This is a genomic window from Sphingomonas sp. CBMAI 2297, assembly GCF_029870595.1.
Taxonomy (GTDB): Bacteria; Pseudomonadota; Alphaproteobacteria; order Sphingomonadales; family Sphingomonadaceae; genus Sphingomonas.
Genome location: NZ_JAPDIR010000003.1, coordinates 177815 through 202607 on the forward strand (window position 1 = coordinate 177815; position 24793 = coordinate 202607).

Annotated in this window: 17 protein-coding genes; 6 read left to right on the top strand and 11 right to left on the bottom strand. The window is 68.4% G+C overall.

Annotation, left to right across the window (positions count from 1 at the left end; translation table 11 throughout):
* Nucleotides 1–13 precede the first annotated feature (13 nt).
* From OMP43_RS05945 to OMP43_RS05970, 6 genes are read right to left on the bottom strand one after another with little or no spacing between them, the layout of a single operon-like run.
* A complete protein-coding gene (locus OMP43_RS05945) occupies nt 14–1852 on the bottom strand; it encodes a glycoside hydrolase family 9 protein (RefSeq protein ID WP_280278808.1) in 1839 nt (612 codons plus the stop codon).
* Nucleotides 1849–3516 carry a glycoside hydrolase family 43 protein gene (locus OMP43_RS05950; protein WP_280278809.1) on the bottom strand — a complete coding sequence of 556 codons (1668 nt, stop codon included), beginning with the start codon at nt 3514–3516 and terminating at the stop codon, nt 1849–1851. The genes OMP43_RS05945 and OMP43_RS05950 overlap by 4 nt, the downstream gene beginning before the upstream one ends.
* Nucleotides 3513–5018, bottom strand: a complete 1506-nt coding sequence (locus OMP43_RS05955) for a tryptophan 7-halogenase (RefSeq protein ID WP_280278810.1) — start codon at nt 5016–5018, stop codon at nt 3513–3515. Before OMP43_RS05955 ends, OMP43_RS05950 begins: the two co-directional genes overlap by 4 nt.
* Nucleotides 5015–6532: a tryptophan 7-halogenase gene (locus OMP43_RS05960; protein ID WP_280278811.1), complete on the bottom strand. Its 1518-nt coding sequence runs from the start codon at nt 6530–6532 to the stop codon at nt 5015–5017. The genes OMP43_RS05955 and OMP43_RS05960 overlap by 4 nt, the downstream gene beginning before the upstream one ends.
* Nucleotides 6529–7950 carry a tryptophan 7-halogenase gene (locus OMP43_RS05965; protein ID WP_280278812.1) on the bottom strand — a complete coding sequence of 474 codons (1422 nt, stop codon included), beginning with the start codon at nt 7948–7950 and terminating at the stop codon, nt 6529–6531. Before OMP43_RS05965 ends, OMP43_RS05960 begins: the two co-directional genes overlap by 4 nt.
* Nucleotides 7947–9398 (bottom strand): tryptophan 7-halogenase, encoded by a 1452-nt coding sequence (locus OMP43_RS05970; RefSeq protein ID WP_280278813.1) that lies wholly within the window; start codon nt 9396–9398, stop codon nt 7947–7949. Before OMP43_RS05970 ends, OMP43_RS05965 begins: the two co-directional genes overlap by 4 nt.
* Nucleotides 9399–9670: 272 nt before the next feature.
* Between OMP43_RS05970 and OMP43_RS05975 the strand changes: the two genes are divergently transcribed.
* Entirely contained in the window at nt 9671–13012 is a 3342-nt protein-coding gene (locus OMP43_RS05975; protein WP_280278814.1) for a TonB-dependent receptor, read from the top strand.
* 56 nt (nt 13013–13068) lie between these two features.
* Here OMP43_RS05975 and OMP43_RS05980 read toward each other — a convergent pair whose 3' ends face one another.
* Nucleotides 13069–13779, bottom strand: coding sequence for a DUF6445 family protein (locus tag OMP43_RS05980; RefSeq protein WP_280278815.1), 711 nt, complete (start codon nt 13777–13779; stop codon nt 13069–13071).
* A gap of 54 nt (nt 13780–13833) precedes the next feature.
* On the opposite strand from OMP43_RS05980, the gene OMP43_RS05985 reads away from it, so the two are divergent.
* Nucleotides 13834–14853 carry a cupin-like domain-containing protein gene (locus OMP43_RS05985; protein WP_280278816.1) on the top strand — a complete coding sequence of 340 codons (1020 nt, stop codon included), beginning with the start codon at nt 13834–13836 and terminating at the stop codon, nt 14851–14853.
* 34 nt (nt 14854–14887) lie between these two features.
* Here OMP43_RS05985 and OMP43_RS05990 read toward each other — a convergent pair whose 3' ends face one another.
* Nucleotides 14888–17044: an alpha-glucuronidase family glycosyl hydrolase gene (locus OMP43_RS05990; protein ID WP_280278817.1), complete on the bottom strand. Its 2157-nt coding sequence runs from the start codon at nt 17042–17044 to the stop codon at nt 14888–14890.
* A 132-nt stretch (nt 17045–17176) separates the two neighbouring features.
* On the opposite strand from OMP43_RS05990, the gene manD reads away from it, so the two are divergent.
* From manD to OMP43_RS06010, 4 genes are all read left to right on the top strand, one after another.
* Entirely contained in the window at nt 17177–18388 is a 1212-nt protein-coding gene (gene manD / locus OMP43_RS05995) for a D-mannonate dehydratase ManD (RefSeq protein WP_280278818.1), read from the top strand.
* Nucleotides 18389–18404: 16 nt separating this feature from the next.
* Nucleotides 18405–19541 (top strand): endo-1,4-beta-xylanase, encoded by a 1137-nt coding sequence (locus OMP43_RS06000; protein WP_280278819.1) that lies wholly within the window; start codon nt 18405–18407, stop codon nt 19539–19541.
* Between the two features lie 80 nt (nt 19542–19621).
* Nucleotides 19622–20626 (top strand): bifunctional aminoglycoside phosphotransferase/ATP-binding protein, encoded by a 1005-nt coding sequence (locus tag OMP43_RS06005; RefSeq protein ID WP_280278820.1) that lies wholly within the window; start codon nt 19622–19624, stop codon nt 20624–20626.
* Complete coding sequence (locus tag OMP43_RS06010) at nt 20623–21546, top strand: 1-phosphofructokinase family hexose kinase (RefSeq protein WP_280278821.1); 924 nt, start codon at nt 20623–20625, stop codon at nt 21544–21546. Before OMP43_RS06005 ends, OMP43_RS06010 begins: the two co-directional genes overlap by 4 nt.
* Here OMP43_RS06010 and OMP43_RS06015 read toward each other — a convergent pair.
* Genes OMP43_RS06015 through OMP43_RS06025 form a run of 3 tightly spaced genes read right to left on the bottom strand, consistent with a single transcriptional unit; the run spans nt 21525 to nt 24757 of the window.
* Nucleotides 21525–22370 (bottom strand): metalloregulator ArsR/SmtB family transcription factor, encoded by an 846-nt coding sequence (locus OMP43_RS06015; protein WP_280278822.1) that lies wholly within the window; start codon nt 22368–22370, stop codon nt 21525–21527. The genes OMP43_RS06010 and OMP43_RS06015 overlap by 22 nt on opposite strands.
* Nucleotides 22342–23583, bottom strand: coding sequence for a threonine synthase (locus OMP43_RS06020; protein ID WP_280278823.1), 1242 nt, complete (start codon nt 23581–23583; stop codon nt 22342–22344). The genes OMP43_RS06015 and OMP43_RS06020 overlap by 29 nt, the downstream gene beginning before the upstream one ends.
* A gap of 4 nt (nt 23584–23587) precedes the next feature.
* Entirely contained in the window at nt 23588–24757 is a 1170-nt protein-coding gene (locus OMP43_RS06025; RefSeq protein WP_280278824.1) for a serine hydrolase domain-containing protein, read from the bottom strand.
* Nucleotides 24758–24793 lie beyond the last annotated feature (36 nt).

Genomic DNA, 24793 nt, shown 5'->3' on the forward strand with positions numbered 1-24793 from the left:
GGGGAGGAATTGACTACGCACCCAACCACATCGCCACCCACAGCAGCGGCGCGTTCCAGTTGATCGCGACTTCGTTGAGCGCATAGGCATGGACATCATCCGCCCAGCAGCGCTGCGGCGCGCAATGTCCCTTCAGCTTCGCCGCCACCGGATCGACCATCGCCGTCGAGTTGGGCCCGCCCGAGAGCGTGCCGGGCGGCGGGCCCGGCAGGGCGGGGTCGAGCGCGGGCGCCCAGAAGCGGTGATGCGGGTTGCGCATCGAGAACAGGCCATGGCCGCTGACATAGGATGTGAAATTGGGATTGCGGCCAAGGATATAGTCGATCGCATCGATCACCCCTGCCCGGTACTTCGGGTTGCCGGTCAGATCGCCGGCAATGCCCAGCACCATCGCGCGGTTGAGCAGCGCGCCGTTCGAGCCCCAGGGATAGCCGGTGGCGAGATAGGGGATGCGATAGCCGTTGCCCGCCGCATCGGCGAGGAACCGATCGGCGGCGGCGACCAGCAGGCCGCGCAGGCGCCGCACTTCGGCCTGAGGCAGTGCGGAAGGGCGCGTCGCCAGCGTGATGGTGCCGAGCGTGGCGACCTGCGGCCAGCCGGGCTCGCCCACGGGCGCGGTGAGGTACGGAGAAGCCGTCACCGCCTGATGATATTCCGGCTTGCCGGTGGTGACGAACAGCTCGGCCGCTGCCCAGTAGAATTCGTCCGACACGTCCATGTCGCCATAGCCGCCCGAACCGGTGAAGCTGCCGGTGGCATAGACTTCCGGATTGCGCCCGGCGGCGGCGAAGGCGCGTTCGGCGGCGCTCAGGCAGCGGGCAGCGAAACCGGCGTCGATCCCTTTCCAGATGCGGGCGCATTGCGCGGCGGTGACGGCAAGGTTGAGCGTCGCGGCGGTGGTGGGGGGATAGAGCAGCCGTTCCTGCGTGTCGTCCTGGGGCGGCATGGGCAGCGCGGTCCACCTGGCGTCCGCCACCTTCTGATGCGCCATCCCCGAGGCGTCGATCTCGGCAAAGGGTGCTTGGGAAGCTTCCCGGGCGGCCCTGCCGGGCGCCGGTTCCGGCTTGCCGACGGGGACGCGCAGCCGGGTGCCGTCCGGCACCTGCATGCGGAGCAGGAACTCCATCTCGTAGCGCGCTTCGGCGAGCAGGCCCGGCGCGGGGCCGCTTCCCTGGGCGAGCGCCCCGGGATTGCGCTCGTGCGCGGCGAGCAGCGTCCAGAGCGATATGCCGCCATTGACGACATATTTGCCGTGGTCGCCGGCATCGTACCAGCCGCCGGTGACGTCGAGCGTGTAGGGACAGCCCGCCCATTCGGTGCCACGCTCGTCCTTGCCGGCGAAGCATTTCGCCACCTCGCGCGCATGGCCGGCGGGACGGGCCCATTTCGCCCCGACGATGCGCGCTTCGATCGGCGTGCCGGCGCGCTGATGGTAGAAGAAGATGAGCGCGTCACGGGCGAGCGGGCGGTAGAGGTTCGGGGCGATGGCGAAGGGCGCGCTCTCGCTGGTTCCCACGCGAATGCGATAGCCCCGGCCGGGCACGCCGAAGCGCGAGAAATCGATACGCTGGACGGGCGCGCCCGAGGCGGCATCGGGGCCGAAGGGCCAGGCCTTGCCGCTGGCCAGCACCTTGCCGGCCGCATCGATCAGCTGCCAGTCGCGCGGGGCGCCGTCCGCCTCGACGATCGCGGTCTTGGGATCACCGGGCTCGAAGCCCAGCTGGTTGAGGCTGATCGGGATGTCCTGAGCGGGCGCTTCCTGCGGCGGGGCAGCGGCAAGGAGGGGGACAAGGAGGAAGGCCGGCCATCTCCGCTCCCTTTCAGGGAGGGGAAGGCGGCGGGAATCCCTCACTCCCCCCGCCCCGCGAACACCCCGAAGACCGAACCGACGAAACCGCCCGCCACCTTGGTGGTCAGGCTGTCCGTCTCGACCGTGCCGAGCTGCTTCCAGACCGGTTTCGTGCCGGGCGCGGCATAGCTGAAGGCATAGCTGCGGCCCCGCACGTCAACGCGCAGGCGCAGCTGGCCGGCGGGCGCGGCGGCGCTGAACAGCGTCTTGCCGAGCCTCGGACTGCCCGGCCCTTCGCGCTGGTCGACGGTGAGCAGCGCCTTGCCGCCGACCTGCTTCACGCCGAGGAAGAACCAGTAATCGTCGTTCTGGAAGGCGACGAGGCCGGCGCGGTCGCCGTCCTTTTGCGGCGCGAACCGCACCAGGGTCTCGGCATTGCCATTCTGGTGCTGCTGGCGGCGGGCGAGGAACGACGGGTTGCCGTTGTCGCCCAGCCCGACCGGGCGAGCGGTGAGCTGGAGGCCGTCCTGGCCGAGCGCATACCAGCGCTCGCGCGGGTTGCGCAGCATCATCCAGTCGAACGGCAGCGTCGGCCCATTGAACGAGTCGAGCCTGGCATAGATGCCGTTGATCGGCTCCGCCCCCGTGCCGCGGGGCAACGGAGGACGGGCATGGACCCAGGGGATCGGCGTGGCGGGCGGCAGGATCACCGGCCAGCCGCCCCGCCATTCCACGGGCAGCAGGAAGGTCTCGCGCCCGGTGGCGTAGAAATCGCCTTCGTACGGCCGCACCGCGAGGAAGGTCGCCCACCATTTGCCATCGGGTGTGGTGACGAGCTGGGCATGGCCGGCGGAGGTGATCGGGTTCGGCCGGTCGCGCGGCAGGTCCCGCTGGGTGAGGATCGGGTTGCCGCTCCACGCCTCATAAGGGCCGGTGACCGACTTCGAGCGCAGGATCACCTGGCTGTGCCCCTCGGCGGTGCCGCCCTCGGCGCAGCTGAGATAATACCAGCCGTCCTTTCTGAAGATATGCGGCCCCTCGATCCAGATCGGCTTCTTCGACAGATCGACACCGCCGTTCACCAGCACCTTGCGCGGGCCGAAGGTCTTCAGCGCCTTGCGGTCGAACTCCTGGATCCAGATGGCGCGGTGGCCCTGGTAGAGCGGCGCGCCTTCGGGCGGGCCGTTGTTGACCACCCAGGTCCGGCCGTCCTCGTCGAAGAACATCGAAGGGTCGATGCCACCCTCCAGCTCGGGCAGCCAGACCGGGTCGGACCAGGGGCCGGCAGGGTTCCGCGCGGTGAGCAGGAAATTGCCGCCGCAATCGACGCAGGTGTTGAGGAGATAGAAGATTCCGTCCCGCGCCTGGATCGACGGCGCGAACACGCCGCGCGAGAGGCCGAGCTGCTTGAAGTCGAGCATGTCCGGCCGGTCGATCGCGTTGCCGATCTGGGTCCAGTGAACGAGATCGGTGCTGTGGAAGACCGGGATGCCCGGGAACCAGCCGAAGGTGGAGGTGACGAGGTAGAAGTCCTTCCCCACCCGAGTGACGCTGGGATCGGGGTAGAAACCACGGAGGATCGGGTTGGCATATTCGCCGGGGCGGACCGTCATGCGGTCCACCGCGTCGCTGCCGCTGGTGGAGAAGCCGGAGAAGGTCGCGACCGGCTGGGCGGCAGCGGGCGCGGCGAGGAGCAGCGCGGCGAACACGGTGGGAAGGCTTCTCATGCGGCGCAATGCTCCCGGATGAAGTCGCGGTGTTTAGGCATGTAGGCGGCGGAATTGGCGACGGCCTCGCGGATATGGGCAAGGCGCGCGCGCGTCTCGTCGAGGGGCATCGCGTCGGCCACCGGATCGTGCGACCCGGGCTCGATCAGCTGGCCCAGCATCACCGCGAACCAGCTGGTGTCGTTGAACAGTTCCTCATTCTCGCGAAAGGCGCGGCCATGGCTGCGGAACACGCGCATCTTCTCGGCCAGCCGATCGGGGATCGCCATGGTGCGGCAATAGTCCCAGAAGGGGGAATCGGTGCGCTCCGTCGCGTGATAGTGGAGGACGAGGAAGTCGCGGATCTCCTCGTAATCCGTCGTCATGATCCGGTTGTAGCGATCGATGTCGGCCTGGTTGAAGTCGCGGTCCGGAAACATCGTCAGGAAGCGCGACAGGCCCGACTGGATCAGCCAGATCGACGTGCTCTCCAGCGGCTCGAGAAAGCCGCCCGCCAGGCCCAGGGCGACGCAGTTCTTCACCCACATCCGGTTGCGATGGCCGGTGGTGAACGGGACGACGCGCGGATCGGCGAGCGGCTCGCCATCGAGATTGGCCATCAGGATCGCCGTCGCCTCGTCGTCGGACATGTGGTGCGACGAGAAGACATGGCCGTTGCCGATCCGGTGCTGGAGCGGGATGCGCCACTGCCAGCCGGCCTTGTGCGCGGTGCTGCGGGTATAGGGCGTCCAGGCGTCGACGCTGGCGCAGGGCACCGCGATGGCGCGGTTGCAGGGGAGATAGTGCGACCAGTCGGTATAGCCCGCCTTCAGCGCCTGCTCGATGATCAGGCCGCGAAAGCCCGAGCAATCGACGAACAGATCCGCCTCGATCTCGCTGCCGTCCTGCATCGTCACCGACTGGACGAAGCCATCCTCCCCGCGCAGCTTCACATCGACGATCCTGCCTTCGCGCCGCACCACCCCGCGCTCCTCGGCATAGCGGCGCAGGAACCTCGCATAGAGGCCGGCATCGAAATGATAGGCATAGGCGATGTCGGAGAGCGGGGAGTTGCCCGCGTCGATCCCGCGCATGAACTTGTCGTCGCGCGCCGCCATCGCCTGGAGCGACCATGCGTCCACCTCCGGCGCCTCACCCAGCTGGCGCAGGCGGAGATAATAAGCGTGGAAGGACACTCCCTTCATGTCGAGCCCGTAGCGGCCGAAGGGATGGAAATAGCGATGGCCGATCCGCCCCCAGTTCACGAACTGGATGCCGAGCTTGAAGCTGCCCTTGGTCTCGCGGACGAACTGGTCCTCGTCGAGCCCGAGCATGCGGTTGAAGGTGGCCATCTGGGGGATGGTCGCCTCGCCCACGCCGATGATGCCGATCTCGTCCGACTCGACCAGCGTGATCTTCGCATAATCGGGGCCGAGGATACGGGCGAAGGTGGCCGCGGTCATCCAGCCGGCGGTGCCCCCGCCGACGATCAGGATGGAGCGGATGTTGCGGTTATCGGTCATGCAGGGGTCCTTGCGGGCGCGTTGCGGGCGAGCCAGTCTTCGTGGCGCGGCATCGCCCGGGCGGCGCGGGCGAACATCTCGTGGATGCGCTCCAGGCTGAGCGCGAGCTTGTCTTCGTCGAGCCCGTCGGCCAGCGGATCCCAGCCGGCCGGGATCACCCCCTGCCCCAGCAGCACCGCGATCCAGCTCGATTCGGCGAAAAGCTCGTCCTCGGTGCGGAAGAAGCGGCCGCGATTGCGGAACAAGGCGAGCTTGCGCGCCAGCGTCTCCGGGATCGCCATCTCGCGGGCGCGGCGCCACAGATCGCCCTCCCGCCGCGCATTGGCATGGTAGTGCAGGATCACGAAGTCGCGGACCTGCTCCATCTGGACGTCGGCCAGCCGGTTATATTCGTCGCGCTCCACGGGCGAGAAGCCGGTATCCGGCAGCAGCGCCATCAGCCGGTGGATGCCCGACTGGATCAGGTGGATGCTGGTGGATTCCAGCGGCTCGAGGAAACCGGAGGACAGGCCGAGCGCGACGCAGTTGCGGTGCCAGGCCCGCCTGCGACGGCCTGCCTCGAACCTGAGGATGAAGGGATCGCGGAGCGGCGCGCCGTCGAGGTTCGCCAGCAGCGTCTTGCGCGCCGCATCGTCCGAGATGTCGGCGCTGCAATAGACATGGCCGTTGCCGACGCGGTGCTGGAGCGGGATGCGCCATTGCCAGCCGGCCCGGTGCGCGGTGCTGCGGGTGAAGGGCGTGATCTCCGGCCCCGGGCTGGCGCTGGGCACCGCGACGGCGCGATCGCATTGCAGCCAGTGCGCCCAGCTCTCCCAGCCTGCCCCCAGCGCCTGCTCGATCAGCAGCGCGCGGAAGCCGGTGCAGTCGACGAACAGTTCGCCTTCGACGCGGCGATCGCCTTCGAGCATCACCGCCTCGATGAAGCCGTCCTCGGCGCGCAACGGGATGTGCGCGACCTTGCCCTCGACCCGGACGACGCCGCGCGCCTCGGCATGGGCGCGCAGGTACCGGGCATAGAGCGAGGCATCGAACTGATAGGCATAGGCCATGCGCGACAGGATCGAGCCGGGATCGGCGACCGGCGGCTGGTAGCGCCCCGACGCCATCGCCAGCGCGCAGACATTGTATGCGTCGATCGCGCGCGCGCGGCCCCCGGCGTGGAGCTTGCGCCAGATCTGGTGAAACTTCACGCCCTCGACATCGAAGCCGAACTCGCCGAACGGGTGGACATAGCGATGGCCCTCGCGCGTCCAGTCCACGAACTCGATGCCGAGCTTGATCGTGCCCTGGGTCCGGCGGAGGAAGTCGTGCTCGTCGAGGCCAAGCAGCGCGTTGAAGTTGCGGATCGGCGGGATCGTCGCCTCGCCGACCCCGACCGTGCCGATCTCTTCCGATTCCACCAGCGTCACCGAGACGCCGGCAGGGATCAGCCGGGCGAGCGCGGCGGCCGCCATCCAGCCGGCGGTGCCGCCGCCGACGATGACGATCCGGCGGATCGGCGCGGGAGCGGTCATGCGATCAGTCCCTCGGCACGCAGCATGGCGCCGTGATGCGGCATCGCGCGGACGGCGTCGAGGATCAGCGCGCGAACCCGCCCGGCATGGTCGATCAGCCGCGCCTCGGAAATGGCATCGGCCAGTGCATCGTAACGGCGCGGACGCAGGCCCTGGCCGTCGAGCGCGGCGATCCAGTCGTCCGCCCCGAACAGCTCCTCGTCGCCGAGCGGCACCCGGCCCCGGCTGGCATGGAGATCGAGCTTGCGCCGGAGCGCCTCGGGGACCGGCATGGCGCGGGCGGCGTCCCAATGCGCCTCTCCGGTGCGGCCATTGGTCTTGTAGTGGAGGATCGCGAAGTCGCGGACGCTATCGGCCTCCGCCGCGGTCAGGCGATTATATTCGGCCGCCTCGGGGCCGTCCGGCGCGGCGGGGAGCAGGCCGACCAGCCGGGTGAGCGCGTTCGCGAGCAGCGCCAGGTTCCAGCCATGGAGCGGCTCGACCCGCAGCGCCGCGGCGCCGAGCGCGACGACATTGCCGGTCCAGGCAGCCGTGCGGCGCCCCTGGACGAGCGGAATGGCGCCGGGCTGATCGGGCAGCTGCGCGGCGGCATAGAAGAGCGCCCCACCCTGCCCGCCGGCCAGCGGCACGGTGCGCTGCCAGCCGGCTTCGAAGGCGCCGGCATGGGCATGGGGCGGCGGCACGCCTTCCACCTCGGTCCAGGTTTCGATGACGCGATCGCAGGGAAGCCAGGCGGACCAGTCCTCCCAGCGATCGTCCAGGCGGCGCGCGAGCGATGCGCCGGGGCCGGAGCAGTCGAGCCAGAGATCGGCGGTCACCTGGCCGCCTTCGCGAAGCTCGACGGCGCCGACCGTCCCCTCGCCGATCGCCCGGCGGAAACGGCCAGCCGGCTCCAGCCCGGCTGCGGCACGGAGCGCATCGGCTAGGCCGGCGCGATCGAGATGCAGACCATAGCCGAAGCTCGAGAGGATCGAGCGCGGATCGGGGCTCGGCCGGGAGAAGCGACCCGCGGCGGCGGCGATCGCGGCGAGCGAATAATCGGCGAGGCGCACGCGCTGCCCGGCCTCGCGCATGCGGGCAGCGAGCTGGTGGAAGGCGATGGTGGCGAGCGGCGCCCCGATCGCGCCGAAGGGCAGGAACCAATCCGCCTCGCGCGCCGCCCAGCCGGAGACCGCGGTGCCGAGCGAGAAGCTGCCGCGCGCGGCGCGCAGAAGCGCGCCTTCGTCGATGCCGTGCGCGCCGAGCCAGGCGGGGAAATCCGGCAGGCTGGCCTCGGCCGGGCCGAAGGGCCCCAGGCTCCAGTCGGGCCCCTCGGTCTCGATCAGCGAGACCTGGATCCCGGGAAGCGCCCGGACGAGCGCCAGCGCCGCCATCCAGCCGGCGACGCCGCCGCCGACAATGCCGATGCCGCGGATCATGCCGGCATCCCCAATGCGGCTTCGTGCAGGGGCATCGCCTCCGCCATCGCGGCGACCCTGGCCCGCATCGCGGCCATGGCGGCGGCGACGCCGGCCCCGCCCGCGCGCGGATCGCAGTGGCGCGGCGTCACATGCTGGCCGAGATAGACCGCGAGCCAACTCGGCTCGAGGAACGTGCCTTCGCGATACCGGACCACCACGCCGCGCTCGCGGAACAGGGCGAGCTTGTGTTCGAGCGAGTCCGGCAGGCGCATGGCGCGGCAATGGCGCCAGAATTCGGAATCGTCGCGCTGCGTGCAGTGATAGTGCAGGATCAGGAAATCGCGGACCCGCTCATATTCGAGCGCCATCAGCCGGTTGAACTCGGCCGCGTCGAGCGGGTCCCAGTCGCGGGTGGGGAAAAGGTCGAGCAGCCGGCCGATCGCCAGTTGGATCAGGTGGATGCTCGTCGATTCCAGCGGCTCGAGAAAGCCCGAGGACAGGCCGATCGCGACGACATTGCCCACCCATTGCCGGCGCCGCCTGCCGGTGACGAAGCGCAGGCGGTTGGGCTCGGCCATCGGCTCGGCGGCGATCGCGCCGAGCAGGACCCGCAGCGCATCCTCGTCGCTGGTGAAGCCGCTCGCATAGACATGGCCGTTGCCGGTGCGGTGCTGGAGCGGGATGCGCCAGGTCCAGCCGGCCTCCTGCGCGGTCGCGCGGGTCAGCGGCGGGATCGGGCCGCTATTGGCGCAGGGCAGCGCGATCGCCCGGTCGCAGGGCAGCCAGTGCGTCCATTCCTCATAGCCGGCATGGAGCGCCTGCTCGATCAGCAGGCCGCGAAAGCCCGAGCAATCGATGAACAGGTCCGCCGCCAGCGTCTCGCCGCTCTCGAGCGTGAGCGAGCGGACGAAGCCGCTCTCGCCGTCGCGCGCGACATCGATCACCTTGCCCTCGCGCCGGACGACGCCGCGCGCCTCCGAATAGGTGCGCAGGAACCTCGCATAGAGGCCGGCGTCGAACTGATAGGCATAGTTGTAGGGATCGCCGTCGGGCCGGCGGAAACGGCCGCGGCGGGCGGCCTGGATGGGCAGCGAATATGCCTCGAACGCCCCGCCCTCCGGCGCCGCGCACCATTGCTGGTGGAAAGGCACGCCGCCGATGGGCGCGCCGAACTCGGCGAAGGGATGGATATAGGAATCGCCCTTGCTGCCCCAGTCCACGAACTCGATGCCGAGCTTGTAGGTGCCCCTGGTCGCGGCGAGGAAATCGGCCTCGTCGATGCCGAGCGTCGCGTTGAAATGGCGGATGTGCGGGATCGTCGCCTCGCCGACGCCGACCGTGCCGATCTCCGCCGATTCGACCAGGGTGATCCGCGCGGGCGTGCCGGCGAGCTTGTGCGCCAGCGCGGCGGCGGTCATCCACCCCGCGGTGCCCCCGCCGACCACGACTATGCGCCCTGCCAGCATGCTTCCGATGCCCCTCTCCGTCGCGAATGTTAGCGCTCCCGTCTTGAAACCGTCAATCGTATCCAGGGGCGATTCGAGGCCGGAATCCCTCCTTCGCAGCTGCGGGATTCGTGCCGCGACGCAACGAAACCGTTGCGAAATAGCCACAAATCCGTGGGTTGCAGCGAAACGTCACAAGACGGCTTGATCTTTCGATAACTCCTACTTTAGGTTCGGCCCAAACAAGAAACGCGCCAATATATGGTAGCGCTAACACGGGAGGGGACAGCGCGATGCGAAAGCACGATTCTATTCATCATGCCGACAAGGCGGGCCGGTTCCGCACCGGGGCCCTGCGCGCGGGCGTCTCGGCCGCCGCGCTCGCCTGCCTGTCGGTAGCCGCGCCGGCCTGGGGGCAGGACACGCAGGCGGCGCCGGCTTCGGGCGACGCGCAGACCACGGAAGACACGATCGTCGTCCAGGGCTATCGCCAGTCGCTGCAGAGCGCCCAGTCGCTCAAGAAGAATGCCGACGTGATCGTCGATTCGGTGACCGCCGAGGACATCGGTGCCCTGCCCGATCGTTCGGTGACCGAGACGCTGCAGCGCATTCCCGGCGTGTCGATCAATCGCTTCGCCGCCGGCGTCGACCCCGACCATTTCTCGGTCGAGGGCTCGGGCGTCGTGGTGCGCGGCCTCACCTATGTCCGCTCGGAGTTCAACGGGCGCGAGGCGTTCACCGCCAATAACGGCCGCTCGCTGAGCTTCGCCGACGTGCCTTCGGAGATGATGGGCGGCGTCGACGTGTTCAAATCGCCCTCGGCCGACCGCATCGAGGGCGGCATCGCCGGCGTGGTCAACCTGCGCACCCGCAAGCCGTTCGACAACAAGAAGGGCCTGGTGATCGCCGGTTCGCTCGAGGCGAATTACGGCGACTACAAGAAGGAATGGACGCCGACCGGCTCGCTCATGGTCAGCGACCGCTGGGAGACCGGCATCGGCGAGATCGGCATCCTCGGCAACTTCTCCTATTCGCAGCTGAAGAGCCAGTCGGACCGTTTCCAGGTCTCGAGCTTCCGCATCCGCAACCTCTATTCGGACGGCGACGTCATCAACAACGGCAATGGCTCGACGATCCAGCGCCAGGTCTATTTCCCGCGCGGCGCGGTGATGGGCCGCCAGGAGTTCAACCGCGAGCGCTACGGCTATGCGGCCGCGCTCCAATATCGCAGCAATGACGGCTCCATCGAGGCGGTCGCCCAGTTCCTGCGCTCCGACGCGCGCCAGGCCTGGACCGAGCGCACGATCGAGATCGCGACCGACAACGTCTCGTCCAACGGCGATTCCCGCCGCGTGCCGGGCACCACGCTCGACTTCGACAGCGACGGCATGTTCGTGAGCGGCACCATCACCGGCCCGACCGGCTGGCGCGGCGACCAGAATATCGGCCAGAACAACAGCGGCCTGATCCCGCGCGTGCCGATGCTCGGCCTGCAATCGAACAACCAGCGACGCGACCACCAGGAGAAGCTCGTCACCGACGATTACGGCTTCAACCTGAAGTGGAACGCCAGCGAGCGGCTGGGCGTGGTCTTCGACTATCAGCACGTGAAGTCGAGCACCGACCTGCTCGACAACACGGTGTGGAACTCGACCTATCAGAATGCGTCGATCCGGCTGAACGGCTCGAACTTCCCGACCGTGGCCTTCCTGCCGCCCCAGGTCTGCAGCGGCCCGGCCGCCAACATGCAGGACGCGCAGGGCACGGACAATGACTGCCGCGCCGGCGGCAACCCCAACCAATATATGCCGAACTATTTTGGCGCCGGGCACACCAGCTTCACCGATCCGTTCAACAGCTTCCCGCGCGCGGCGATGGACCATATCGAACGGAGCGACGGCAATTCGGACGCCTTCCGCCTCGACCTCGACTATGCGCTGCCCCAGGGCAGCTTCCTGAAGTCGATCCAGGGCGGCGTGCGCTATGCCGATCGCGACCAGGTGTCGCGCTTCTCGCGCTACAATTGGGGCGTGCTCTCCGAGCAATGGGGCAATAACGGCCCGGTCTGGATGGACATGCCGGTGAACGGCAACAATGCCAGCCGCACCGACGGCCAGCCGTTCAACGCCAACTCGCCTTATTATTTCAACAATTTCTTCCGCGGCCAGGTGACCAACCCGCTCGGCGGCGATGGGCGCCTCTATTATTCGGGCAACACCGTCAGCGATTATGACGCGATGGTGCGCTATGCCAATGCGATCGCGCGCGAATGGCAGGGCACGACCACCTGTGCCGGCGGCCGCGTGGTCAATGCCGGCTGGAATGCGCTGGCCGATCGCTGCGGCGTGATCGCCGGCACGCCGTTCCTGCCCGACGAGATCAACCCGATCCGCGAGCGCAACTATGCCGCCTATCTGATGGCGCGCATCGACACGCATCTGGGCGGGCTGCACCTGACCGGCAATGTCGGCGTGCGCTACACCAAGACCAGGCGCAATACCGATGGCTATATCTCGTTCAGCAACACCACGGCGCTGCCGACCGACGAGACCTGCGCCACGCCGCCGCCGTCCGGGCAGACGGCTTCGCCCTTCTGCTCGTTCGACAAGTCGGTCCGCGACCAGGCGCGCGCCTTCGTCAACGGCGCGCTGATCCCGTCGCACGTCAAATTCGACTATGATTATTGGCTGCCGAGCGCGAACTTCAAGCTCGAGGTGGGCGGCGGCCTGCAGTTCCGCGCCGCCTATTTCAAGGGCGTGTCGCCGCCTCAGACCGGCTATATCCGCAACTATCTCCAGGCCAATCTGAGCGCGGTCCAGAATGTCGATTCGAGCGGCAACCTGATCCCGGGCAGCTTCCGCCTGCAGGGCGTCACCACTGCCGGCAACCCCTATCTGATGCCGGTAAAGGCCGACAATTTCGACCTGACGGCGGAATGGTATTTCTCGCGGGTCGGCTCGCTGACCGTGTCGGCCTTCTACAAGGTGCTCGACGGCGTGGTGACCAACAACACCCGCCGTGTGGACCTGACCAACAACGGCCAGACCTATCCGGTGGTGATCACCACGCCGATCAACGCGACGCAGAAGGGCAAGATCAAGGGCGTCGAGGTCGGCTACCAGCAGACCTTCGACTTCCTGCCCGGGCCGCTCAAGGGCCTGGGGTTGCAGGCGAACTACACCTATATCGACAGTTCGGGGGTACCCCAGTCGACTTTGTCGGAGACCGATCCGGACGTCGCCGCCGGCCGCGTCACCACGGTCGACCTGTCGCTGCTGCCGCTGCAGGGGCTGTCGAAGCACCAGGTGAACATCACCCCGTTCTTCGATTATGGCCCGGTGTCGCTGCGGGCGAGCTATTCGTGGCGGTCTGACTTCGTGCTGACCATTCGCGACGTGATCGTGCCGAACGACCCGATCATCAACAAGGCGACCGGCCAGCTCGACGCGTCGATCTTCTTCACCATCACCCCGCAGATCAAGATCGGCGTCCAGGGCTCGAACCTGACCAACGAGATCACCCGCACCACGGCGGTGATCACGAAGATCGGCGACCCGAAGGGATATGTGGAAGTGCCGCGCGGCTGGTACATGAACGATCGCCGGTTCGCCGCGATCGCGCGCTTCAACTTCTGATCCACGGAAACACCCAGCCTGGCGCTGCCGGTTCCCAGCCGGCGGCGCCGATTTTTTCAGGCCGGGCGATAGGTGAGGAAGATGTTGGCGGTGAGCCGGCCGCGGCGCGGATCGGCCGAACCGGAGCCGGCAACCAGCCCGGAATGCAGCTGGCGGCTGCGATAGACCAGCAGCCGGTCGAACGCGGCGTCCACCGCGGCGATCCGCTCGAATTCCCCGGTATCGCCATGGATATAGCCCTGCGCGGGCACCGGCTCGGCGGCGCGGGCGGCTTCGTAGCGCGGCGCGCGCTCGGGCGTGATCGCCTCATAGCCGGTGGCGCGGTGGCGATAGAAGCCGGTGCCGCCCAGCTCGGGCCCGCACAGATAGTGCAGGAAGGCGAATTGCAGCGGATCGGTGGTATCGATGTGTGGGGCACGCTGCGACGGCGCCAGCGCGTCGGGCGCGAGCGTGACCAGCGAGAAATTGCACTCGGCCCGGCCCAGGCGGACCGCGCCCAGCCCGAACGCCTCGCGCACCGCCGGATCGAGCGCGCGGACCACCGCCTCGACATAGTCGAGCGGCGCCGGCGCGCGGATGCCCGGATAGCCGCCCTGCGGGCCATGGACGGGCGCGAACCGGGTCTCGCGCGCGGCATAGTCGACCAGGGCCGTGGGCGCGCGCATCAGCCCGTCGAGGCAGAGCAGCGGCTCCCCTTCACGCCCCAGGTGCGAAAGGCGGGCGGCGGGACGCGGATTGAGCGAAAAATCATGCGACGACACGGACATGCCGGGGACACGAACCACCCGGATATGACCAGCGCATTTCCGGGATAGCGAAAAATGCCCAGGCGGGAGGAAGCACGGATCCGCGAGATCGAGGGGCCGCTGGACGCCGCCACATTGGGCACGCTCATCCAGGACTATGCGCCCGTGGTGCTGCGCGGCATGGCGCGGGACTGGCCGCTGGTGGCCGCCGCCGGGCAATCGGACGAGGCGGTGCGCGACTATCTGCTCGGCTTCGATCGCGGCGCCCTCGCCGAGGCATTTGTCGGCCCGCCGGCGATCCGCGGCCGCTTCTTCTATTCCGAGGACATGCGCGGCTATAATTTCGAGCGGCGCAAGGGGCCGTTCGCCGACCTGCTGCGCTATGTGCTGCAATTGCGGGACCGGGACGACGCGCCCGCCGTCTATGCCGGCGCAGTGGAGACGACGCAGGCGCTGCCGGGCCTGGCCGGCGCCAATGCCCTGCCCGCCCTGCTCGGCATGGGCGCCGAGCCGCGCATCTGGATCGGCAACCGGACCAGCATCAGCACCCATTTCGACGCGTCGGACAATATCGCCTGCGTCGCGGCCGGGCAGCGGCGCTTCACCCTGTTCCCGCCCGACCAGACGGCGAACCTCTATATCGGCCCGCTCGATCACAATGTGGCGGGGCAGCCGCTGAGCATGGTCGATATGGCCGACCCCGATTTCGCGCGCTTCCCGCGCTTCCGCGAGGCGCTGGCGGCGGCGCGGACGGCCGAGCTCGAACCGGGGGACGCGATCTACATCCCGGCGCTCTGGTGGCATCAGGTGGAGGCGCTCGCACCGTTCAACGTGCTGGTGAACTTCTGGTGGCCGGATTCGCCCGACCAGGATGCGCGCTTCGACGCGATGATCCATGCGGTGCTGGCGCTCAGCTATTTGCCGCCCGAGCGGCGCGCGGCCTGGTCCGAATATTTCGACACCTTCGTCTTCCAGGAACATGGCGATCCGGCGGCGCACCTGGCGCCCGAGCATCGCAGCGTGCTGGGCGAGCCCACGCCGCAGCTGCGCCGGTATATCAAGCGATATCTGGCGCGAGGATTGGCGAGACCTTGAGTTTCACTCTCTCCCCTTCAGGGGAGAGAGTGAATTATTTCCCCTGCCCCGGCGCATAGGGAGTGGTGATCGCCTTGTAGTAATCTAGGTCGTGCGCGGGCGGCTTGTGCCCTTCGGGCAGCGGGCGCTTCGAGATCGACTGGAACCAGGCGATCGAGGCGTCGCGCCACCAGACCGCCTCGTCCAGCTGGATCGCCAGGAAATCGCGGACCTCGGCCCAGCGGGTCTCGTCGACCTTGCCGCGCAGCCTCGCCCAATCGGCCTGCATGCGGCGGACCTGCTCCACCCCGGCATCGTAGCGCACCACGAGTTCGTCCCACAGCGTGCGCCCGGACTTCATCCGGTGGTCCCAGGGGACATGGTGAAACCAGAGCAACAGTTCGTCCGGCACCGTCGCCAGGCTGCCCCAGCGCCTCGCAACCTGCGGCGCATATTGGGCGAGCGCGTCGCTGCCCCTGGCGGTACGATCGAAGCCGATGCCGTCGGGGCGGGCCTGTGCATAATAGACCGGGTTCCATTCGGGCCGCTTGAGATCCGAGACCCAGGGCCCAGGACCATAATGATGGCCGGTCGCCATCTGGTGCGTGAGGCCGAGCGGCGTCATGTAATCGACCACCGCCTCGCGCGAGCCCATCATCATGCGGACCACCGTGCCGGTCACCACGGGATCGCCGCCCCAGGTCATCCGCGCCCAATCGCGCGCGATCGCCTCGGCCTTCGCGTCCGGATCCCAGGCGAAGCGGCCAAAGGCGTACCAATTGGCCTGGTCGAACTGCGAGCCGGACCAGTTGCGGTCGCTGCCGATATTGGCGACGCCCGCCATGCCGGTGGCAGCGCCGGCATCGACCGGCGTCTCGATCACCTTGGCCACGGTGCTGCCCCTGGCCGGGCGGAAGGTATCGGTCTCGAGCACCTCCTCCCACATCGTGCCGAGATAGGCGAGGTGCGTGGCGAAGCCGAGATATTCCTTGGTGATCTGGAATTCCATCATCAGCGGCGTCTTCGGCATCGCGCCGAACAGCGGATGAAAGGGCTCGCGCGGCTGGAAGTCGATCGCGCCGTTCTTGACCTGGACAAGGACATTGTCGCGGAACTTGCCGTCGAGCGGCTGGAACTCGGTATAGGCCTGTTTGTGCCGGTCCTCGGCATTCTCGGCAGCATAGACGAAGGCGCGCCACATCAGGATGCCGTGATGCGGGGCGAGCGCGTCCGCCAGCATGTTGGCGCCCTCGGCATGGGTGCGGTGATAGTCCGCCGGGCCCGGCTGGCCCTCGGAATTGGCCTTGACCAGCAGGCCGCCGAAATCTGGAATGACGGCATAGATCTCGTCGATCTTCGCCTGCCACCAGGCGCGGACCGCGGGATCGAGCGGATCGGCGGTCTTGAGCCCGCCCAGCTCGATCGGCGCGGAGAAGCGCGCGGTGAGATAGACCTTGATGCCATAGGGCCGGAACACCTCGGCCAGCGCCTTCACCTTCCGGAGATAGTCGGGCCGCAGGATGTCGGCATTGGCGTTGACGTTGGTCAGGACCGTGCCGTTGATGCCGATCGAGGCATTGGCCCGGGCATAGTCGGTGTAGCGCGGATCCTTGTGCAGCGGCAGCTTCTGCCAGTCCCAGATCGACTGGCCGGCATAGCCGCGCTCGACATGGCGATCGAGATTGTCCCAATGGTTGAGGACGCGGACCTGGAGCTTGGGAGCGTCGACGATGTCGAGCCTGTCGATCGGCTGGCCAGCCTGGAGCAGGGCGAGGAAGCGGAACACGCCGTAGAGCGCGCCGATATCGCTGTTGCCGGCGATGATCGTCACGCGCTTGCCCTGCACGGTCGCGCTGCGGAGCAGATAGCCCTCGCCCCCCAGCCGGGCGAACGGCAGGTCGAGCCCCTGCAGCAGCGGCGTGCCGGCGCGGACGACCAGCACCGCGCCATCGCGAAGCCCCGCCTCCTCCCCAGGCAGGTCCCCGCCGAACATCCCGCGATAGCCGCGCCGGAGCTCGTCGGCGGCAACCCGGATCGTCGGGCTGTCGCCGGGCGCGACGATGCCGGCTATCAGCGGTTCGTAGCGCGCCCTCGCGGCGGATTCGAGCGGCCGATAGCGCAGCCAGAGATCATATCCGTCCTCGGCATGGCCTTGATTCGCAAGGCCGAAACACAAAAACGCAGACAAAATAGCCAGCAATTTCCGAAGCATCGCTCTTCCTACCAGTGCGCGGTCATACGCCGCCGTTGACAAGCTTGTAACAGGGCAACAATGGTAGCGCTACCAAGCATGAAGGCGCGCGAGGGACGACGCGCCGCACAGGAAGGGGAAGCAGGGCTCGTAATGGCCGAGATCATATCCGCGCGCGTGATCGTCACTTGCCCCGACCGCAATTTCGTGACGCTCAGGATCGAGACGGCGGACGGCACCACCGGCATCGGCGACGCCACGCTCAACGGGCGCGAGCTGGCGGTGGTCGCCTATCTGCAGGATCACGTCATCCCCTGCCTGATCGGGCGCGACGCGCACCGGATCGAGGATATCTGGCAGTATCTCTACAAGGGCGCCTATTGGCGGCGCGGCCCGGTGACGATGTGCGCGATCGCCGCGGTGGACGTGGCCTTGTGGGACATCAAGGCGAAGGTGGCGGGCCTGCCGCTCTACCAGCTGCTCGGCGGGGCGAGCCGCGAGGGCTGCATGGTCTATGGCCATGCCAATGGCGCGACGATCGAGGAAACGATCGCGGAGGCCGTGCGGCATGTGGAGCAGGGCTATAAGGCGGTGCGTCTCCAGGCGGGCGTGCCGGGGCTCAAATCCACCTATGGCGTCGCCAAGCCGGGCCAGCGCTACGAGCCGGCGGACGGCGCGCTGCCGACGGAGAGCCTGTGGTCAACGGAGAAATATCTCCGCTCGGTCGCGCCCCTGTTCGAAAAGGCGCGTGCGGTGCTGGGCTGGGACGTGCACCTGCTCCACGACGTCCACCACCGGCTCACGCCGATCGAGGCGGCGCGGCTGGGCGTGGAGCTGGAGCCCTATCGCCTGTTCTGGCTGGAGGACCCTACGCCGGCCGAGAACCAGGCCGGCTTCCGCCTGATCCGCGAGAAGACCACCACACCGCTGGCGGTGGGCGAGATCTTCAACACGATCTGGGACGCCAAGCAGCTGATCGAGGAGCAGCTGATCGACTATGTCCGCGCGACGATCGTCCATGCCGGCGGGATCACCCATATGCGGCGCATCGCGTCGTTCGCCGACCTCCATCAGGTGCGCACCGGCTGCCACGGCGCGACCGACCTGTCGCCGGTGTGCATGGCGGCGGCGCTGCATTTCGGCCTGTCGGTGCCCAATTTCGGCATCCAGGAGCTGATGCCGCACACGGCGAAGACCGACGCGGTCTTCCCGCACGCCTATGGCTTCAGGGACGGGATGATGCATCCGGGCGACGCGCCCGGGCTGGGCGTGGAGATCGACGAGGAACTGGCCGCGAAATATGAATATCGGCGCGCCTATCTCCCCGTCGCGCGGCTCGAGGACGGAACGCTGTTCAACTGGTGAGCGGGAGAGGCTTGCGATGATCGAACTGACACGCCGTGGGTTGCTGGGCGCGGGCGCCGCGCTGGCCCTTCCCTTCCCCGCCGTCGCGCAGGCGGCGGAGGGGCTGAACGCCGTGGCGAAGACCAGGGGAATGCGCTTCGGCTCCTGCTCTTCCTGGAGCCCGCCGGGCGCCGATCGCGGTTCCTTCGCCAATCCGAGATATGCCGAGCTGCTCAAGCGCGACTGCGGCATCCTGGTGCCCGAGAACGAGTTCAAATGGCAGGCGGTCCGGCCGGACGCCAAGACCTTCGACCTCGATCATTTCTCCGACATGCTCGACTATGCCGAGGCGAACGGCATGGCGATGCGCGGCCACACCCTGCTGTGGCATAAGACGCAATATTTTCCGAAATGGCTGAACGACCATGATTTCGGCGCCACGCCCGCAAAGGAAGCCGAGCGCATCCTGGGCACGCACATCCGCACGCTCTGCAAGCTCTATGCGAACCGGGTGGTGAGCTTCGACGTGGTCAACGAGACGGTGGAGGAAGGTACGGGCGCGCTGCGCACCTCGTCGCTGTCCAGGGCGTTCGGCGGGACCGAGGCCATGCTCGACTTCGCCTATCACACCGCGCGCGAACATGCGCCGGGGGTGGAGCTGGTCTATAATGACTATATGAGCTGGGAGCCGGGCAATGAAGGGCACCGCACCGGCGTGCTCAAGCTGCTGGAAGGGTTCCGCAAGCGCGGCGTCCCCTGCGACACGCTGGGCGTGCAGTCGCATATCGGGCTGACCGGGGGCGCCACGGTGGGGGCGCTGGTGAGCCGTCAGGAAAAGCCCTGGCGCGGCTTCCTCGATAACGCGGTGGGGATGGGCTACAAGCTGGCCGTCACCGAATTCGACGTGAACGACAAGGCGCTGCCGACCGATGCGAAGGTCCGCGACGGGATCATCGCCAACTATGCCGCGGCCTATCTCGAGATCATGTTCTCCTACCCGCAGCTCAGGGACGTGCTCGCCTGGGGAATGTGCGACCGCTTCACCTGGCTCAACGGCTTCACCCCGCGCAGGGACGGGACGCGGCAGCGCGCGACTCCCTATGATGCCGAATATCAGCCCAAGGCGCTCTACGGGGCGATCCGCGATGCCTTTGCGGGCGCAGCGGCACGGTAGATAGGTCGATCTTGTCCAAGATCGTTCAGAAAACTCGTGCTAGGGGCTGATTCGAAGGATCCGAACGAGGGGGTGGAACGATGGCGGCGGTGGCCGCGAGCCAGGAACCGAGCTTCGAGGCGCTGCTGGCCGGCGAGCTCGACACGGACCAGCTGCGCGCCGTTGCCGACCATATCGCCGCGCGCCACGCCGCATCACCCAAGGGCGACGGCGCCGCCTTTCGCAAGACGCTCGCGCTGGCTGCCGCCAGCGACGCCCAGCGCGCCGAGCTTGCCCGCCACCAGGACGCTATCGCCCGCCGCATTGCCGCGGGCCGGGTCCGCGCCGTGGCGGGCGAGCCGACGGATCTGCTCCATGATTTCGCGGGGCCCGTGCTGGAAGTGATGCGCAGCGGCATGGCGGGCGAGGCGAACACGCTGGCCAACCGCTATCTCGATATCGCGCCGCAGGGCGCGGCCGGCTGGTCGCTGCTGCCGCTCTATCTCTCGCTGCGCGCGAGCGCGGACGGCGATGCCGAGCTGGCCGACAGCCTGCTCGCCCCCGCGCGGCCACGGCTGGTGGTGATCGGCGGGCTTTCGGGCACCGGCAAGTCGACGCTGGCGCGGTTGCTCGGCAGCCGGATCGGCCGCCTGCCCGGCGCCCGCGTGCTGCGCTCCGACGTGTTCCGCAAGCGGCTGGCCGGCGTGAGCCCGGAAACCAGGCTGCCGCCCAGGCATTACACGCGTCACAATGACGACGAGACCTATGAGGCCCTGTTCGAATCCGCCGACGATCACCTCGCCTGCGGCAACAGCGTGATCCTGGACGCGGTGTTCATGAGCCGCGGCGAGCGCGACGTGGCCGAGGCGCTGGCCGATCGCTATCGCGCCGCCTTCACCGGCATCTGGCTGGAGGCGCCCGAACGCGACCGGATCGCCCGGGTGACCGCGCGCGCGCACGACGCCTCGGACGCGACGGAGGCGGTGGTGCGCGAACAGTCGCGCCGCTCGGTCGGCGAGATCCATTGGCACCGCATCCGCGTGAACCGCCCGCAGGAGCTGATCGTCGCCGCCGCGCGCGCCGCGCTGGACCGGACGCGCCGATGACGATCGCGACGTTGACGCTCAACCCGGCGCTCGACGTCACCACCTGCACCGAGAAGGTGCGCCCCGGGCACAAGCTGCGATGCACCGCGCCCCGCTTCGATCCGGGCGGCGGCGGGATCAACGTGGCACGGGTGGTGACGCATCTCGGCGGCCAGGCGATGGCGGTGTTTCCCAGCGGCGGCCCCACCGGCGCGACGATCGTCTCGCTGCTCGAGGAGCAACGGGTGCCGATCCTGCCGGTGCCGATCGCCGGCACGACTCGCCAGAGCTTCACTGTCGACGAGGGCCGGCCGGGCGACCAGTATCGCTTCGTGCTGCCGGGCCCCGAGCTGCGCGCGGACGAGCTGGCCGGGCTGCTCGACGCGCTGTTCGGGGTGGCGGAGGCGGATCATGTCGTGGTGAGCGGAAGCCTGCCGCCGGGCTGCGACCCGGCGATCCTCAAGCGCATCGCCGAACGCTGCCATGGCACGGGCGCAAAGCTGGTGGTCGACACCTCCGGGCCGGCGCTCGCCGCATGTGAAGGTGCCGGGGCATGGCTGATCAAACCGAGCCTGCGCGAGGTGGCCGACCTGCTCGGGCGCGAAATCACCGGAGAGGCGGACGAGATGGCGGCGGCGCATGCGCTGCACGATCGCGGCTTTGCCGAACTGGTGGTGATCTCGCTCGCCGAACGCGGGGCGCTGCTCGTCGGCAAGGACGAGGAACTGCGCCTGCCCGCGATCCCCGTGGAAGCCAAGGGCACGGTCGGCGCCGGGGATTCGATGGTGGCGGGGATCACGCTGGCCTCCGCCCGGGGCCAAGCGATCGAAGAGGCGCTACGCTACGGCATCGCCGCGGGCGCCGCGACGCTGATGACTCCCGCGACCGAGCTGGCCCGCAAGGAAGATGTGGAACGGCTCTACGCCGGAACGGTTTCCTGAGTCGCATCGGTGCGGCAGAACAGGCTGTGCATCGCTTCCAGCATGTGGCGCGCCTCGTCGCTGGCGAGCGAATAGAAGATCATCTGGCCGTCGCGGCGCGCGGCGACCATCCCTTCGCGGCGCAGGAGCGCGAGCTGCTGCGACACCGCGGTATCACGGGCGCCGGTGAGGCGCGCGAGCTCGCCCACTGACTTCTCGCCCTCGAGAAGGTGGCACAGCAACAGAAAACGGCTTCGACCCGACAGCGCCTTCAGGAACGACGAGGCGCGATCGACCACGGCGATCATTTCGTTCTTCACGGGGCGAACAGCTAGGGCGCCGCAACGCCGGTTGCAACCGCTATCTTGCGGGAAAGACAAAGGAATTCCATTCGAGTATGAAGATATCTCCGGCTGGAAGAACATAGACCGGCTTCCCATATCCTGGCGGTGTCCTCTTTGTTTCCCGCGCTTTTCCAAGAGTCCCCGCCGCCCGGCATCGAACAGGCGAAGAATATCCCTTCGCCGGATGAAGAAGCCGAGCTGATCCGATCCATCGATGCGACCAGGCTCGCGCCCTTCCGCCTTCGGCAATGGCAGGGCAAGCAGCTGACGCGCAGCTTCGGCCGGCGCTACGACTTCACCGATTCGAGCTTTACCGAGACGGAAGCGGTCCCGGACTGGCTGATGCCGCTGCGCACTCGCGCCGCCGCGCTGGCCGGACTGGAGGCGGATGCCCCCGTCCAGGTGAGCCAGTTCCTTCCCGAGCTTGCCCCGGGGAGGGAGACCGCCGCCGAAGGCGGTGGCGGAGGGAATCTCAAAGCGCGCCGAAATCGATCGGCCCATCCTTGTCGAGCATCTTCGACTGATCGGCGAGCGGGTATTTCAGCCCGGTCGCGCAGTTGAACAGCACCACCTTCTCCTCGGGCGAGACCAGCCCTTCGGCCAGCGCCTTGCGCCATGCCGCGAGCGTGGCGCCGCCCTCGGGACAGAGCAGCAGCCCGTCCTTGCGCGCGGCATCGTCCACTGCCCGGGCAATGCTCTCGTCGCTCACCGCCATCGCGACGCCGCCGCTCTCCCGCACCGCGTCGAGGATCAGGAAATCGCCCACCGCCTGCGGCACGCGGATGCCCATCGCGATCGTGTGCGCATCCTCCCAGCGAGTCGCATGGCGCTCCCCCGCCTCGAAGGCGCGGACCATCGGCGCGCAGCCTTCGGCCTGCACCGCGATCATCCGCGGGCGCTTCGCCCCGATCCAGCCCAGCGCCTCCATCTCGGCAAAGGCCTTCCACATGCCGATCAGGCCGGTGCCGCCGCCAGTGGGGTAGAAGATCACGTCGGGCAATTCCCAGGCGAGCTGCTCCGCCAGCTCCAAGCCCATCGTCTTCTTGCCTTCGATGCGATAGGGTTCCTTGAGCGTCGAGAGATCGAACCAGCCCCGCTCCTGCGCGCCCCGGCCCACCAGCTTGCCGCAATCGTCGATCAGCCCGTTGACGCGGTAGACGCGCGCGCCCTGGGCGGCGATCTCGCGCACATTCACTTCGGGCGTGTCCGCCGGGCAGAAGATCACCGACTCGATGCCCACCCGGCTCGCATAGGCCGCCGCCGCCGCGCCGGCATTGCCGTTGGTCGGCATCGCGATGGTGGAAACGCCCAGTTCCTTCGCCATGGCGATCGCCATGACCAGCCCGCGCGCCTTGAACGAGCCGGTGGGCAGGCGCCCCTCGTCCTTGACCCAGAGATGCGCCGCGCCGGCTTCGCGCGCCAGCCCGTCGAGCGGGATGATCGGCGTGGCGATCTCGCCCAGGCTGACCAGATTCTCCGTCCGGCGGACGGGAAGCAGCTCGCGGTATTTCCACAGGTCCGCGGGGCGGCCGGCGAGCGCTTCCCTGGGCAGCGCGGCCTTCACCTCCGCCAGGTCGTAGCGCACCAGCAGCGGCCGGCCGGCGCGGGAAAGGCCGTGCAGCCGGTCCGCTTCGTAGCGCTCGCCAGTCATCGAGCATTCGAGATGAGTGACGAAGGTGGGGCGGTCGGTCGTCAGATTGGCGTCGTGGCGCAAGATGCTACTCCGGATGGGCGAGCGATTCCTCCGTCGGCGTATAGGCCGATCGTTTCCCCGGGACATCCGGAACATCGGTGGCGAAATAGGCGACGCCGGTGCCGGCGGCGCGATCGATCCACAGGCCCGATTTCAGGCCATAGGCATCGCCCGAATGGCCGAAGCGCCTGCGGCCGTCGCCGAAGGGATCGTCGCGGCAGCCGGGCGCGCCGGTGGCGGTGAACATCATGGCCAGCCCATAGCTGCAGGTGGCGCCGCCGACCGGGTTGGCGACGGAAATGTCGCCGCCGACATCGCCGTCATGGCCGTTCCAGGTCCAGAGCGGCGTCTCCAGCATGCGGACCGAGGCGGGACGCAGGATGCGCACGCCGTCCAGCCTGCCGCCGCCCAGGAACATGCGGCCGATCCGCGCCAGGCCGCGCGCCGAGATGCGCAGCCCGCCCTGGGGCGAGAAGATCGCGCCATTGGCACCCGGACGCCAGCCGGACAGGTCGCAGCCGTCGTCCCGCGCCGGAGTGACCGGGCAGGCCGGCGCCGCGCCGCGATTGTCGTCCTTGGCGGCGACGCGCCCGCGATACTGGACGACGGCGCGGGCGGCGGTCCCGGGGCGGCAGTTCGCCCAATTATAGCAGGCGTCGAGCTTCATGGGGGCCAGGACCAGGCGATCCATCAGCCGGTCGAACCGCTCGCCGGTGGCGCGCTCCATCACCGCGGCGATCACCGGGAAGTTGAAGTTGGTATAGGCCCACCAGCTGCCGGGGGCATGGCCGGCATCCCAGGCCTTGGGATCCGCCAGCACCGCGCGCATGTCCGCGTCGAGCGGCAGGACGTAATCGACCCGGTCGGTGAGGCTGGAGCGATGCGAGAGCAGCAGGCGCAGCGTGATCGGCGCGTCGGGAAAGGCCGGGTTGCGCAGCGTCCAGCCGAGCCAGCGCGAGACATCGGCGTCGAGATCGAGCCTGCCCTGCTCGACCAGCCGCAGCACCCCGATCGCGACGACCAGCTTGGAGATGGAGGCGATCCGCACCGGATCGTCGGCGGTGACGGGCCTGGATGCGGAAATGTCGGCCAGCCCTTTCGCGCTGACCGACATCTCTCCCCCCGCATTGAACGTTACCCGGACCATGGCAACCGGGTCCGATGCCGCCGCGAGCAGGAGCGCGGCGGCGATCATGCCGGCCCCATCACGGCGGATGGAGCCGGCACGCGG

What these genes read in the sequence shown, in the direction of transcription:
- OMP43_RS06010 (WP_280278821.1), top strand. Translation starts at nt 20,623, where the DNA reads ATGACGATCGCGACGTTGACGCTCAACCCGGCGCTCGACGTCACCACC.
- manD (WP_280278818.1), top strand. Translation starts at nt 17,177, where the DNA reads ATGGCCGAGATCATATCCGCGCGCGTGATCGTCACTTGCCCCGACCGC.
- OMP43_RS05985 (WP_280278816.1), top strand. Translation starts at nt 13,834, where the DNA reads ATGCCCAGGCGGGAGGAAGCACGGATCCGCGAGATCGAGGGGCCGCTG.
- OMP43_RS06015 (WP_280278822.1), bottom strand. Translation starts at nt 22,370, where the DNA reads ATGGGCCGATCGATTTCGGCGCGCTTTGAGATTCCCTCCGCCACCGCC.
- OMP43_RS05950 (WP_280278809.1), bottom strand. Translation starts at nt 3,516, where the DNA reads ATGAGAAGCCTTCCCACCGTGTTCGCCGCGCTGCTCCTCGCCGCGCCC.
- OMP43_RS05990 (WP_280278817.1), bottom strand. Translation starts at nt 17,044, where the DNA reads ATGCTTCGGAAATTGCTGGCTATTTTGTCTGCGTTTTTGTGTTTCGGC.
- OMP43_RS05970 (WP_280278813.1), bottom strand. Translation starts at nt 9,398, where the DNA reads ATGCTGGCAGGGCGCATAGTCGTGGTCGGCGGGGGCACCGCGGGGTGG.
- OMP43_RS06025 (WP_280278824.1), bottom strand. Translation starts at nt 24,757, where the DNA reads ATGATCGCCGCCGCGCTCCTGCTCGCGGCGGCATCGGACCCGGTTGCC.
- OMP43_RS05975 (WP_280278814.1), top strand. Translation starts at nt 9,671, where the DNA reads ATGCGAAAGCACGATTCTATTCATCATGCCGACAAGGCGGGCCGGTTC.
- OMP43_RS05965 (WP_280278812.1), bottom strand. Translation starts at nt 7,950, where the DNA reads ATGATCCGCGGCATCGGCATTGTCGGCGGCGGCGTCGCCGGCTGGATG.
- OMP43_RS06005 (WP_280278820.1), top strand. Translation starts at nt 19,622, where the DNA reads ATGGCGGCGGTGGCCGCGAGCCAGGAACCGAGCTTCGAGGCGCTGCTG.
- OMP43_RS06000 (WP_280278819.1), top strand. Translation starts at nt 18,405, where the DNA reads ATGATCGAACTGACACGCCGTGGGTTGCTGGGCGCGGGCGCCGCGCTG.
- OMP43_RS05960 (WP_280278811.1), bottom strand. Translation starts at nt 6,532, where the DNA reads ATGACCGCTCCCGCGCCGATCCGCCGGATCGTCATCGTCGGCGGCGGC.
- OMP43_RS05955 (WP_280278810.1), bottom strand. Translation starts at nt 5,018, where the DNA reads ATGACCGATAACCGCAACATCCGCTCCATCCTGATCGTCGGCGGGGGC.
- OMP43_RS05980 (WP_280278815.1), bottom strand. Translation starts at nt 13,779, where the DNA reads ATGTCCGTGTCGTCGCATGATTTTTCGCTCAATCCGCGTCCCGCCGCC.